This is a genomic window from Nonomuraea sp. NPDC001684, assembly GCF_053596515.1.
Genome location: NZ_JBSFGJ010000288.1, coordinates 1 through 12,104, shown reverse-complemented (window position 1 = coordinate 12,104; position 12,104 = coordinate 1). Strand labels below are relative to the sequence as shown.

General features: G+C 73.2%; 13 protein-coding genes and 2 pseudogenes. 6 read left to right on the top strand and 9 right to left on the bottom strand.

Annotated features, from left to right (window positions below):
• The 5 genes and pseudogenes from ACWCSD_RS35625 to ACWCSD_RS35605 all read right to left on the bottom strand — a co-directional run.
• Nucleotides 1-745: pseudogene (locus ACWCSD_RS35625) on the bottom strand (hypothetical protein); the annotation flags it as partial.
• Between the two features lie 26 nt (nt 746-771).
• Entirely contained in the window at nt 772-1,908 is a 1,137-nt protein-coding gene (locus ACWCSD_RS35620; protein ID WP_358295627.1) for a M29 family metallopeptidase, read from the bottom strand.
• 116 nt (nt 1,909-2,024) lie between these two features.
• Nucleotides 2,025-3,134: an NAD(P)/FAD-dependent oxidoreductase gene (locus tag ACWCSD_RS35615; RefSeq protein ID WP_397215685.1), complete on the bottom strand. Its 1,110-nt coding sequence runs from the start codon at nt 3,132-3,134 to the stop codon at nt 2,025-2,027.
• Nucleotides 3,131-4,141 carry a cucumopine synthase-related protein gene (locus ACWCSD_RS35610; RefSeq protein ID WP_364335108.1) on the bottom strand — a complete coding sequence of 337 codons (1,011 nt, stop codon included), beginning with the start codon at nt 4,139-4,141 and terminating at the stop codon, nt 3,131-3,133. The genes ACWCSD_RS35615 and ACWCSD_RS35610 overlap by 4 nt, the downstream gene beginning before the upstream one ends.
• Before the next feature lie 264 nt (nt 4,142-4,405).
• Nucleotides 4,406-5,308, bottom strand: a complete 903-nt coding sequence (locus ACWCSD_RS35605) for a S1 family peptidase (RefSeq protein ID WP_449921557.1) — start codon at nt 5,306-5,308, stop codon at nt 4,406-4,408.
• 34 nt (nt 5,309-5,342) lie between these two features.
• On the opposite strand from ACWCSD_RS35605, the gene ACWCSD_RS35600 reads away from it, so the two are divergent.
• Together ACWCSD_RS35600 and ACWCSD_RS35595 are read left to right on the top strand one after the other, a co-directional pair.
• Nucleotides 5,343-6,314, top strand: a complete 972-nt coding sequence (locus tag ACWCSD_RS35600) for an iron-containing redox enzyme family protein (RefSeq protein ID WP_449921554.1) — start codon at nt 5,343-5,345, stop codon at nt 6,312-6,314.
• Nucleotides 6,311-7,399, top strand: a complete 1,089-nt coding sequence (locus ACWCSD_RS35595) for a glycosyltransferase (protein WP_449921551.1) — start codon at nt 6,311-6,313, stop codon at nt 7,397-7,399. The genes ACWCSD_RS35600 and ACWCSD_RS35595 overlap by 4 nt, the downstream gene beginning before the upstream one ends.
• Here ACWCSD_RS35595 and ACWCSD_RS35590 read toward each other — a convergent pair.
• Nucleotides 7,363-7,476 (bottom strand): annotated as a pseudogene (locus ACWCSD_RS35590) (hypothetical protein); the annotation flags it as partial. The gene ACWCSD_RS35595 and the pseudogene ACWCSD_RS35590 sit on opposite strands and share 37 nt — an antisense overlap.
• 375 nt (nt 7,477-7,851) lie before the next feature.
• On the opposite strand from ACWCSD_RS35590, the gene ACWCSD_RS35585 reads away from it, so the two are divergent.
• The 3 genes from ACWCSD_RS35585 to ACWCSD_RS35575 all read left to right on the top strand — a co-directional run bounded on the left by ACWCSD_RS35585 (nt 7,852) and on the right by ACWCSD_RS35575 (nt 9,464).
• Nucleotides 7,852-8,427: a YybH family protein gene (locus ACWCSD_RS35585; RefSeq protein ID WP_397163382.1), complete on the top strand. Its 576-nt coding sequence runs from the start codon at nt 7,852-7,854 to the stop codon at nt 8,425-8,427.
• A gap of 70 nt (nt 8,428-8,497) precedes the next feature.
• The gene (locus ACWCSD_RS35580; protein WP_364328945.1) at nt 8,498-8,779 is read left to right on the top strand and encodes a metal-sensitive transcriptional regulator; all 282 of its coding nucleotides are present in this window, start codon (nt 8,498-8,500) and stop codon (nt 8,777-8,779) included.
• Between the two features lie 43 nt (nt 8,780-8,822).
• Nucleotides 8,823-9,464, top strand: a complete 642-nt coding sequence (locus ACWCSD_RS35575; protein WP_364328942.1) for a class I SAM-dependent methyltransferase — start codon at nt 8,823-8,825, stop codon at nt 9,462-9,464.
• 74 nt (nt 9,465-9,538) lie between these two features.
• Here the strand turns inward: ACWCSD_RS35575 and ACWCSD_RS35570 are convergent, their stop codons facing one another.
• On the bottom strand, nt 9,539-9,781 hold the full coding sequence (locus ACWCSD_RS35570; protein ID WP_449921548.1) for a hypothetical protein: 243 nt from the start codon (nt 9,779-9,781) through the stop codon (nt 9,539-9,541).
• A gap of 163 nt (nt 9,782-9,944) precedes the next feature.
• On the opposite strand from ACWCSD_RS35570, the gene ACWCSD_RS35565 reads away from it, so the two are divergent.
• Nucleotides 9,945-10,847, top strand: coding sequence for a hypothetical protein (locus ACWCSD_RS35565; protein WP_449921545.1), 903 nt, complete (start codon nt 9,945-9,947; stop codon nt 10,845-10,847).
• Between the two features lie 15 nt (nt 10,848-10,862).
• Here ACWCSD_RS35565 and ACWCSD_RS35560 read toward each other — a convergent pair whose 3' ends face one another.
• Nucleotides 10,863-11,756 (bottom strand): NAD(P)-dependent oxidoreductase, encoded by an 894-nt coding sequence (locus ACWCSD_RS35560; RefSeq protein WP_449921543.1) that lies wholly within the window; start codon nt 11,754-11,756, stop codon nt 10,863-10,865.
• Nucleotides 11,757-11,827: 71 nt separating this feature from the next.
• Entirely contained in the window at nt 11,828-11,950 is a 123-nt protein-coding gene (locus ACWCSD_RS35555) for a hypothetical protein (protein WP_449921540.1), read from the bottom strand.
• Nucleotides 11,951-12,104: the final 154 nt, after the last annotated feature.

The following is a 12,104-nucleotide window of genomic DNA, read 5'->3' as shown; positions in this document are numbered from 1 at the left end:
GCGCGATGAGGTTGATCGTCGTGACGTGGCCGGCGATCAGCAGCACCTGCACGGTGTCCCGCAGCTCGGCGTCGTCCAGCCGGCCCTGGGCGTGCAGCGCGATCAGCTCGCTCGTCAGGTCCTCGCCGGGCGTGCCGCGCCGCACCTCGATGATCTCCCCGACCAGCTCGAACAGCGCCCTGCGACCCTCCGGGCTGTCCGGCGGGCTCTGGTCGAGCTGCACCACCTCGTCGGTGAGCGCGCGCAGGCGCTCGCGGTGGGAGTCGGGCACGCCCAGCATCTCGACGATGACGCGCAACGGCAGCGGGTAGGCGTACTCGGCGCGCAGGTCCACCGGCTCGCCCGGCGGCCTGGCCGCCAGGTCCTCCAGCAGGTCGCCGACGATGGAGGTGATCCACGGCTCCATCCGCTGCACCTGGCGCGCGCTGAACAGCTTGACCAGCGGGCCGCGCAGCCGCCGGTGCTCCTCGCCGTCGGCGTTGAGCATGGACGCGTCGGTGACGAGCCGCATCAGCGACGTGCCCTGAGGAGCCGCGGCGCGGGCCTTCGGGTCCCAGTACCGGATGTCGCGCGTCATCGCCGGGTGCGACAGCACCGCCTCCAGCGTCGCGTGGCTGGTGGCGGCCCAGGCCAGCACCCCCTCCACCCGTACCGGGACGAGCGGGCCGGCCCGGCGCAGCCGCTCGTCGCTGTCGTGCAGGTCGAGGGTGGCCGGGTCGAGGACGAACTCGGGTTCCATGGTCATCCTGTCTGTCTGGTGCGGTCGGGCGGTCATCGGCTCGACGTCGCCCCGCTGTAGCGGCGGGGGAGGACCATGACCGGGTTGTCGTCGAGGATCACGTCCGGCGGCCCGAAGCGTTCGGCCACCCGGCGGATCTCGGGGTCGTCGAGCAGCAGCAGCCGGCCGTCGAGGACGAGCGGCTCGTCGTCGGCGTACAGGGTGGGCCGGTCGACCTGGCAGTCGCAGTGGGCGAAGCCGGGCGCGGTGGTGACGGCCACGCCGTCGGTGAGCGCGTCGAGCCCGCAGTAGAACGCGCCGGCGTGCTTCTCCCGCTCGAACTGGCTGCCGCCGGCCACCCGCACCTTCGGGTTCAGCCCGATCAGGGCGTGCCGCAGGTAGAAGCCGCCGGGGGAGAAGCGGCGCAGCCGGTCGGCGGCCGTCCCGCCCTCGATCTTCTGCACGACGTTGCCGGCCAGGTGGACGCTCAGCGGCTCCTCGGGCACGCCGGTCACCGTGCAGTCCTCGACGACGAGCACGCCCTCGGTGTCGGCGGGCCAGAAGTTGACGCCGCCGTACGGGAAGGGCCGCCACTGGCCGGGGCCCGGCGGCTCGGCGTCCGGCATGAGGGTCAGCCCGGACAGCGTCAGGTCCGTGCCGGCCGTGGAGGTGACCCGGATCCTGGTGGTCGCGGCCAGCTTCTCCAGCGTGCGGTGCGCCAGGGCGTAGAAGACCTCGTTGGGCAGGCGGGCGCCGGTGAGCAGCGCGCCCGCCGTGGCGCTCATGTGCAGGGACGCGAACCTGACCGGCAGCGCCGCGATCTCGTCGAAGAACAGCGGCGCGGTGTGCACCTCGCCCCACCAGGTGCAGGCGATGACGACGTCGGACGCCCCGACCGCCGCCCGCTCGACGTGGTGCCCGGCCCCGCTGTCCCAGCCGCCCGGGCTGAACGGCGCCACCGACAGGATGTGCACGTCGGCGTCCCGGTAGGCCGCCGCGGCCGCGATGGCCTGGACGACCACCGGGTCGACGGTGTGCTCGGCCAGCACCAGCACCCGCTCGCCCGGCGCCACCCGCAGGTAGTGCACCAGGTTGCGGGCGCCGGGCATGAGCTCGACGATCGAGTACGGCGCGGCCGTCGGCTCGGCCGCGTAGCCGACGGGCGCCGTGGCGTACGGATTCGTGGTCATCGTTGTCTCCCCCGGTGCCGGTCGTACCCGCTGCCGTGCCAACCCGCGGCAACGCCACGCCTCGATCACGGAAAGGATGCGGCGTCGGCGCGGGCGGCACGAGTCCGGGTGCGGTGTCAGCGCGAGCGTCGCCGCGATCCGGCCGACAGCTCGATCGGGTCGAAGCCGAACGCGTCCGCCGGGTCGTGGCCCAGGTACAGGTCACGGACCAGCTCCCCGGCCGCCGGGGCGTTGCACAGCCCGTGGCCGGAGAACCCGGTGGCGTACAGGAACGCCGGAGATCCGGGCAGCCGGCCGATGAAGGCCGACCGGTCGGGGCTGGCGTCCCTGGGGCCGCGCACCGCCGTCTCCAGCCCGGACAGGTCCAGGTCCGGGTACGTGGTGGCGAGCTGGGCCCTGGCCTTGACGAACCAGGCGTCCCGGTCGGTGCCGGGGTTGCCCATGCCGATCAGGATGCGGTCGCCGCGCCGGCGGATCAGCAGCCCGCTGGCGGCGTGCAGGGTGACCGGCATGTCCGGCACGTCGGGCAGCGGGCCGGTGGTGAGCAGTTCCTGCACCGCCGGCCCGGTCAGCGGCAGGTCCACGCCCGCCGCCGAGGCGATCCAGCCCGACCAGGCGCCGGCCGCGCACACGATCGCCTGCGCGGTGAGCGTGCCGTCCGCGGTCTCGACCCGTCCGGTGGCCGGATCGACGGCGGTGACCGGGCAGCCGGTGCGCAGCGAGGCCCCCGCCCGCGCCGCGCCCTCCGCGTACGCCTCCACGATGGCGGCCGTGTCGCTCACGAACGCCTGCGGCGACCACGCGGCCGCCAGCAGCGACGGCTCCTCGACCAGCGGGTTGAGCCGCCGGGCCGCCTCCGCGCCGATCAGCGACACGTCCACGCCCGCGGCCCGCTGCGCCGGCAGCTCGGCCTCGAACCTGTTCACCTGCTCCCGTTCGGTGAACAGCACGAGGTAGCCCACCTGCCGCATCGGCAGCTCGGCGCCGGGCCAGCGCGGGAACGACTGGTAGGCCGACAGGCTGCGCACCGCCATGGCGGAGCTGACCGGGTCGCCGGAGAAGTAGGCGCGCAGCACGTCCGCGGTGGCCCGCGAGGCGCCGGAGGCCAGGTCGTCGCGTTCCAGGACGACGGTCTCGACCCCCGCCTCGGCCAGGTGGGCCGCGATCGACAGGCCGATCACGCCGCCGCCGATGACCACCACCTCGGCCCGGTCGGCCTGGCTCATGCCGGGGCCACCGTCCCGCTCTGGAAGGGAGCCAGCATGGAGCGGGAGATCGGGGCCACCGAGCCGTCCGCGCGCAGGTGCTCGTCGACCTGCCACGGGAAGAGCTGGAGGTTCCAGGCGCCCAGGCAGTTGACGTACAGGGCCATGTGGCTCATGAGCGCGACGAAGTCCTCGCGGTCCTGGAGCTGGTCGGCGACCTCCAGCGCGCGCTCGGTGAACTGGTGCAGTTTGTTCAGCCCGCAGTAGCCGAGGAACTCGGCCGGGGTGGCGGCCATGATGCGCGCCATCTGCTGCAGGAACTCCAGCGGGAGCTGCTGCTGCTGGGCGGCCCTGACCAGGCCGGAGTAGCAGCAGTAGCCCAGCGGGCGGGTCTCGCCGTTGACGAACAGCATCGTGGTCAGCGTGGTGCCGAAGCTGCCCGCGCCCGAGGCGATGCGGCCCTCGTGCAGGTCGACCAGCTCCTGGGGCGGGTCGAGCCAGATGCGCTCGATCTCGTCGTGCAGCTCGGCGAGGAGCTGCTCGGCCTCGGTGTGCCGGGCCGTCGGGCGGCGCAGCTGGTGGCCGCCGCCGTCGCCGGCCCTGCGCACCTCGACGATCACGGGCTCGCCGCCGGAGTACACCGACTGCCAGACCGCCTTCCCGGCCTCGGCGAGCGCGTCGAGGTCCTCCTCGCGGACGGTGCCGATGGGCGTGGCGGGCATGGGCTCGCTCAGCGGGCCGTACTTGATGCCGAGGTGCTGGAGACGGGAGCAGAACACCGATCCGTCGGGCGCGATCCGCCGGTCGATCTTGTGGACGCCCGGGACGTGCAGCAACTCGGGCATCGGGGCCAGATGGTAGAGGTGGTGGCCCGCCACGAGGGCGTGGCCTTGCAGGCTGCGGTAGGGCAGGGTCCGCCACAACGCGTCGGCGAGGTCGCGGTTGCGTCCGTCAAGGTCTGCTGTGACCGATACGCCGATGGTGGGCCAGAGAATTTCGATCTGCCGCTCGGTGGCCGATTTGTTCATAACGCGGACAGTAACACAGCCGTTACGACCCGTAATGGAGGGGGTCGGACGGCGGCCGGAGGGGGAATTGTCCGGGAAGAGGGCGCCGTGGGCGGTCGTCGCGCGCGCCGGCGGAGGAAGTTTGGCGCCCCAGTCGTTGCCGACTGGGGCGATGCCCACATTAGGGCGTTTTGTCTGTTTTGTATAGGTTCTTTTACGCGAACGTGCGGGCCGCGCCTGCACGCGACCCGCACGGAGATCGGCTCACCCGCTGTCAGCGGCCGATCAGAAGACGTTCACCCCGTAGGCGCTCAGCGCCTCGGTGACCGGCTGGAAGAACGTCGTCCCGCCGCTGGAGCAGTTGCCGCTGCCGCCGGAGGTCAGGCCGAGCGCGACGCCGCCGGAGAACAGCGCGCCGCCGCTGTCGCCGCCCTCGGCGCAGACGTTGGTCTTGATCATCTGGCGTACGGTGCCCTCGGCGTAGTTCACGGTGGCGTTGAGCGCCGTCACCGAGCCGCTGTGCACGTGCGTCGTGCTGCCGCTGCGCTGCACGGACTGGCCGACGTAGGCGTTGCCCGCGCTGGTGATGTCACGCGAGCCGCTGTAGAGGTCCACGCCGCCCGGGTGGGCGATGCTGGTGTTGGTGTACTTGACGATGGCGTAGTCGTTGCCCGGGAAGCTGGATCCCGTCGTGTTGCCCAGGGTCGTGGTCTTCGCGGAGTTGGCGTACCACGTGGAGGCGATGTTGCCGCAGTGGCCGGCGGTCAGGAAGTAGTAGGTCGAACCGCTGACCACGTTGAAGCCCAGCGAGCAGCGGTACTGGCCGCCGTAGATCGCGTCGCCGCCCTGGATGAAGAGGCTGAACCTGCCGGGCTCGTTCTCGACGCGCACCGCGGGCGTGGCCGCCTCGGCGCTCTGGCCCTGCGCGGCGGCCGCCTGCGCGTTGGCCTGCTGGACCGCGATCTGGACCTTGGTGCGTGCGCTGCTCGCGACGGTGCTGTCCACCCAGACGACGACCTGGTTGGAGGCCGGGTCGACGGCCCACGCGGTGCCGGGGACGGCGGCCGTGCGGTCGAGGAGGGACATGATGGCCTCAAGTGCGGGGCCGCTGCGGGACACGACACGCGGCACGGCGCCCGAGGCGGTGATGGCCTCGGCGTCGGCCGGATCGGTGGTGGTGACCACCATCTTGCCCTGTGCCTGGTCGAAGTAGGAGCCGGCGGTGCGGGCGCCGAGCTGCCCCTCCAGCCTGGCCGCGGCGGCGGCCCGGCCGCCCGCGACGCTGCCCGACGCCCCCGGCCCCGACGGCGAGGAGGATCTCCAGCTCGCCCTGTTCGCCTGCTACGAGCTGCACTACCAGGGCTTCGACGAGGTGGACGACCGCTGGGAGTGGGAGCCGTCGCTGCTGCGCCTGCGCGGCCTGCTGGAGGACCGGTTCGAGCGGGAGCTGGCCGGGGCCGTGCCGCGTCCCGGGCCGGTGCCGCCCGGCGAGGTGCGGCGCGCGCTCACCGCGCTGACCGCCGAGGACGAGGACGGCCCGTCGGTCTCGCTGCACCTCCAGCGCGAGGCCGGCATCGACGCCTTCCGCGAGTTCGTGATCCACCGCTCGATCTACCACCTGAAGGAGGCCGACCCGCACACCTGGGCGATCCCGCGCCTGCGCGGCCGTCCCAAGGCGGCCCTGGTGGAGATCCAGGCCGACGAGTACGGCGGCGGCCGGCCCGAGCGCATGCACTGCGAGCTGTTCGGCCACACCATGCGCGGCCTCGGCCTCGACGACTCCTACGGCGCGTACCTGCCGCGGGTCCCCGCGGTCACCCTGGCCGTCAGCAACGCCATGTCGCTGTTCGGGCTGCACCGGCGGCTGCGCGGCGCGCTGGTCGGCCACCTGGCCGCGATCGAGATGACCTCGTCCCTGCCCAACCGCCGCTACGCCGCGGGCCTGCGCCGGCTCGGCGGCGACGCGGCGGCGGCCCGGTTCTACGAGGAGCACGTGCAGGCCGACGCCGTGCACGAGCAGATCGCCGCGGCCGACCTGTGCGGCGGGTTCGCGGCCGCCTTCCCCGCCCTGACCGGCGACGTCCTGTACGGCGCCGCCTGCGCCCTGGCCCTCGAACGCCGCTGGGCCGAGCACGTCATGGGCCGCTGGGAGCGCGGCGCGTCCTCGCTGCTCGGCCAGGAGGTCCCCGCGTGATCGACCTGGACTACGTGATCCCGCTGCGCTGGCAGGACGACTCCGGCCTCGACGAGCTGACCGAGTACCTGCGCGCCCTCGCGCCGCACGTACGCGTGACCGTGGTCGACGGCAGCCGGCCCGAGCTGTACGCCCGCCACGCCCGCCGCTGGCGCTGCCTGGTCCGGCACGTCAGCCCGGCGGCCGGCCTGTCCTTCGCCAACGGCAAGGTCAACGGCGTGACGACCGGGCTGCGGCTGGCCGAGGGCGACCGGGTCGTGATCGCCGACGACGACGTGCGCTACGACCTGCCCGCGCTGGCCGAGATGCACGCCCTGCTCGCCCGCGCCGAGCTGGTCAGGCCGCAGAACTACTTCGACCCCGCCCCCTGGCACGCCCGCTGGGACACCGCCCGCAGCCTGCTCAACCGCGCGTTCGGCGCCGACTACCCGGGCACGTTCGGCGTCCGGCGGTCGTTCTTCCTGGCCATGGGCGGCTACGACGGCGACGTGCTGTTCGAGAACCTGGAGCTCGTCCGCACCGTGCGCGCCCACGGCGGGCGCGAGCTGCGCCCGCCCGGCCTGTACGTCCGGAGGCTGCCGTGCGACGCGCGGCGGTTCTGGTCGCAGCGGGTCCGGCAGGCCTACGACGACCTCGCCCAGCCGGTGCGGCTGGCGTCCTTCCTGGCGGTGCTGCCCGCGCTCGCGCTGGTGCGCCGTCCGCTGCCGCTGCTGGCCGCCGCCGGGGCGACCGTCGCGCTGGCCGAGGCCGGGCGGCGGCGGGCCGGCGGGCGGCGGGTCTTCCCCGCCGGCGCCTCGCTGTTCGCGCCGGTGTGGGTGCTGGAGCGGGCGGTGTGCTCCTGGCTGGCGGTGGGGGCGGCCTGCGCGGGCGGCGTGCCGTACGCGGGGGGACGGCTCGCGCTGGCCGCCCACTCGGTGCGGTGGCTGCGCGCGCGGGCTCAGGAGTCGGCCGGCGGGTCGGGCTCGCTCGACGCCCGGAAGCCGACCGACTTGTGCGAGCCGTCGCAGAACGGCTTGGCCGATGATCGGCCGCACCGGCACAGCGCGACCGTGGCCCTTCCCGGGTCGATCGGCTCGCCGTCCTGAGTCAGCAGCTCGAAGGGGCCTCTGATCAGCAGCGGGCCGTCCTCGCAGGGCGTGACGGTGGTCGTCGGCTCGTCCATCGTCGTCACCTGCCCCGCCGGCCGGCCCTCTCACCTGCGAGGACGTCGCTAGAGGCCCTCCACGGGCGGGTAGACGTGCGGGGTGGGGTGGGCCGCGGGAAGGACGCACCGCCGCCCGGACCGGACGCTGGCACAGCGCTCGGCGTCCTCACGCTGGGGCAGTGGTTCCGGATTCGCCTGTGTTGGCCGCACTGGAGGGACGCTATAGGCGGCCCCTACCCGCCCGGTCTCGGGGCGGCAACGATCACAGCTCTGACCGGTCTCACCAATGACAGTGAAGCGTTACCGTGAGTAATGCCGACATGAGGTAAAGGGGTCGTGCGGAGTGCCTAAACCGGGCATTCGGGAACGACCGGCGAGGGCATCAACCCGGCCATGAGCAAGATTTCTGAGCGCAGGGCACTCCTGCTGGCCGCGATCGTTCCCGTCGTCCTGGTCGCGGGCTGCTCCGCGGGGAGCAACCCGCAGGCGATGAAGGGGGAGGCCAGCCCGGCCACGCCGACCGAGACCATGATGACGCCCACCGAGACCGGCATGGAGTCGCCGACCACCACCGAGACCATGACCGAGACCGCCACGCCGACCGGCACCATGACGGCGGCCACCCAGCCGCGCGCCGCCGTCCAGAACTACTTCGACGCCCTGAAGTCCGGCAACGTGGACGCGGTCGTGAAGACGTTCACCAGCGACGCCGTGGTGGCCTTTGACGGGCAGGCCACGGCCACGGGCTCGCAGGCCGTCCGCAGCCTCTACGAGAAGCTGCTCAAGGACGGCGCCGACCTGAAGTCGGCCACGCACACCATCGACGAGACGCGGAACGCGGGCACCCAGGACGCCTTCGCGCGCTCGACCAGCAAGCAGGGCGACACCACCTACCGCGAGCTCTTCATGCTCTCGCACCAGGGCGGCCAGTGGCTGATCTCGCGCTTCATGAACAACCAGGGCGGCTGACCGGCCCCGGTCGGAATACGGTAGGGGGGTACCGTGTTGCGGTCGGTGTAGCGAGCGAGAGGACCGGGAGATGGCCGGGTACACCGACGGCAAGCAGGACCACCTCCGGCGGCTGCGCCGGATCGAGGGCCAGGCGCGGGGCATCCAGCGCATGGTCGAGGACGACAAGTACTGCATCGACATCCTGACGCAGGTCTCGGCGACGACGAGCGCGTTGCAGTCGTTCGCGTTGTCGCTGCTGGAGGAGCACATGGCGCACTGTGTGGTCGAGGCGGCGCACAAGGGCGGGGCCGAGGCGGAGGCCAAGGTGAAGGAGGCGGCCGACGCCATCGCCCGGCTCGTCCGGTCGTGACGGATCCACGCGGGGCGCGCGCGGGCCGGTTAGCGTGGAGGACGTGCAGGACCTGACGCGGTTCCAGAACCCCCGCTTCGCCGAGGCGTACGAGCGGATGAGCGCCGAGTCGGAGCGGCGGGGCGCGGCCGAACACCGGCGGCGCCTGCTGGCCGGGCTGGCCGGGCGGGTGCTGGAGGTCGGCGCGGGCAACGGGCTGAACTTCGCGCACTACCCGGCGGGGGTGCGCGAGGTGGTCGCCGTCGAGCCGGAGGACCGGCTGCGGCGGCTGGCCGGGCGGGCCGCGGCCGGCGCGCCGGTGCCCGTGAGCGTGGTCGCCGGGCACGCCGCCGACCTGCGGTTCGCCGACGCCTCCTTCGACGCCGTGGTGCTCTCGCTGGTGTTGTGCTCGGTGCCCGACCAGCGCGCGGTGCTCGGCGAGGTGTCCCGGGTGCTCAGGCCCGGCGGCGAGGTGCGGTTCTACGAGCACGTGCGCTCCTCGCGCGCCGCCGGCGCGCTGGTGCAGGACCTCGTGACGCCGTTGTGGCGGCGGATGGCCGGCGGGTGCCGCCTCAACCGCGACACCGAGCGCGCCCTGATCGACAGCGGGCTGGTGGTCGAGGAGCGCGAACGGTTCGCGTTCCGGCCGCTGCCGTTGTCGCCGAGGTTGCCGCACATTCTCGGACGCGCCAGGAAACCGGTTTGACCGGCTGCCCGGACGGTTCTTCTCGGCCGCTGTGGCGACAAATCTGGAAAAATGGGTTTTTGTTCTGAAACGTGTTATTGCGCTGTGGTGTCACCGGGAATACGCGGAGTGATACGGCGCTGATCCACCAACGCCAGATAAACCGCGAACGCCCCCTGTGCCCACATCCCCGCCTGCTGCGCGGTCAGCCGGATCTCCTCGCCCTCGTGCGTGACGATCAGATGACCACCCGGCGTGCGACGCCAGGCGACCAAAACGTTCTCGTAAACCAGAACGTCGAGCATCGCGGTCAGATATTCGCCTCCGGTGGCGGACACGGCGTAAGCCTCCTCGCTCCTCGCCGAATTCTCGCCCTGATTTCTTCGTGCTGACTCCATTGTGCGCGCCGCACCGGGAATTGTCGCACCCGTCCGGCCGCTTCTTCGGTTCGCGGGCGGAACCCGCCGGGGCCGGGCGGTGTAGGGAGGTCGGAGGTGCGTGATGAAGAGAAACGTGGCCGTACCGGCTGCCCTGACGGCCGCTCTGGCGGCTGCCGTGCTGGTCGTCCTGGTGGTGTCCGGATGGTGGGCGGGGGTGGCGTCCGCCTCCTCGCGTGGGGGGTGGGCGGTGACCTACCTCGATCCGCCGCCGGCGGCGTTCGCGGGCGGGAAGACGTACACGGTGGGGTTCTGGGTGCTGCAGCACGGCACGCATCCCTACGCGGGCGAGCTGGACCCCGTCGGCCTGCGCCTCACCCGGGCCGACGGCAGGACCGTCACCTTCGCCGGCACCCCGCTGCCGGAGGCCGGACACTACGCCACGTCGGTGGCCGTGCCGGACGGGGTGTGGCGGGTGGAGGGCCTCCAGGGCTGGTTCGAGCCGTACGCCGTGGGGACGCTCACGGTTCCCGGGCGGCTGCTGGCCGACCCGGTGCCGCCGGACAAGGTGGCCACGTTCGGCGGCGACGGGAAGGACCCTTGGGGCGCGATCCGGCCGCCGGGCTTCCCCCCGGGCAAGAGCACACCGATGCCGACCGGTGAGCCGACCGGGACGCAGGCCGGTGAGCCGACCGGGACGCAGGCCGGTGAGCCGACCGGGGTGCAGGCCGGGAAGCAGGTCGGAGGCGGGGTCGGGGCTGCTGGGAGTGCGGCTGCGCGGGTTCCGGCCGGGGAGGCGCCGGGCGGCGGGGTTCCGGCGTACCTGCTGGTGCCCGCGGCGGTGGCCGGCGCGCTGGTGGCGCTCATGGCGTCCCGCCTGCCGCGCCTTCGCGGGACGCCGGGACGACCGGGACCCGCGGGACGAGCGGGACGACCGGGGCGACCGTCCGGCGCGCGCCGGAACGCCGCCGCCGACGACCCTCCCGACGAGGACGGCTCCACGGAGACCCTCGTCATCGGCGGTTAGCGCCGCCAGGACAGGTCAGACGGAGGGCTCGCGGAACTGTTCGATCATCGCCGCGTACCCGTCGCCGGCACGGCCGCCGGCCGCCGCGCGCCGGGCCAGGTCCAGGAAGAGGTCCGGCAGCTCGGTGTTGACGCCGAGCGCCCGGCTCTCCTGCGCCAGGTGCTCCATCCCGCCCAGGTGGACGGCGAGGGTGGCGTCGGCGGCCGGGTACCGGCCCTCGTCGATCTGCCGGGCGTAGGCGGAGACGTAGCCGGTCGTCACGCCGATGGCGGTGGTGGCCAGGGACGCGAAGGTCGTCGCCTTGACGTTGGCGGCGCCCAGCAGGGCGGCGCCCTGGAGGAAGCCGTTCAGCACGCCCCACATGACGCTCAGGACGGACATGTCGTACAGGGCGGACAGGGCGTGGTCCTCGCCGAGATGGACGGTCCCGTCTCCGGAGAGCGCTCGCAAGGTGGGCAGGTGCTCCTCGAAGGCGGCCTCCGGGCCGGAGTACAGCACCGTGGCGTCGGCGGTGCCGATCGCCTGGGGGAGGGCGAGGATCGCCCCGTCGAGATAGACGCTCCCGATCGTGCCCGCCCACCTCGCGGTGTCGCGGGCCTGGACGGAGGCCGCCGTGGTCAGGTTGACGAGGGTGCGGCCGGCCAGCGAGGAGGCGACCGGTTCCAGCAACCCGTGCACGGCGTCGTGGTCCGAGACGCAGACGACGACGAGCGGGCTCGCCTCGACCGCGCTTGCGACGGAGCCGGCCAGGGTGGCTCCCTTGGCGACGAGGTCGCCGGCCTTGGCCGCCGAGCGGTTCCAGACGGTGGTCGGGTGACCGTTCGCCAGGAAGGCCGTGGCCAGCGCCTGGCCCATCAGCCCGAGGCCGACGACGGTGACGGGCGCCCGGGAGGCGGACGAGAGGGACATGTGGGCTCCTGTGTGGTTCGCGCGGCTTGCGCCGCGATGGATGGCGGGGCTGCGGTCCGGCGGGGGACGGTTCAGGCGAAGAACCCGACGATGCTGCGGATGCGGTCCCCGTCGAACTCCACGACGTCGTAGCCGGTGACGGCCGGGCCGAGCCGCCAGCGGAACAACGCGCGGTCATGGTGGACGCCGACCACGGCGTCGAGGGTGAACCGGAGGTCGCCGAGCCCGCTCCGGACGCGGCCGATCACCTCGGCGGCGGCCCCACGCGCTCGTCGCTGTCGGTGTCCGGCGAGATCGGCGAGACCGAGGTGGTGGGCGTCGTCGACCACGTCACCGGCAAGATCAAGT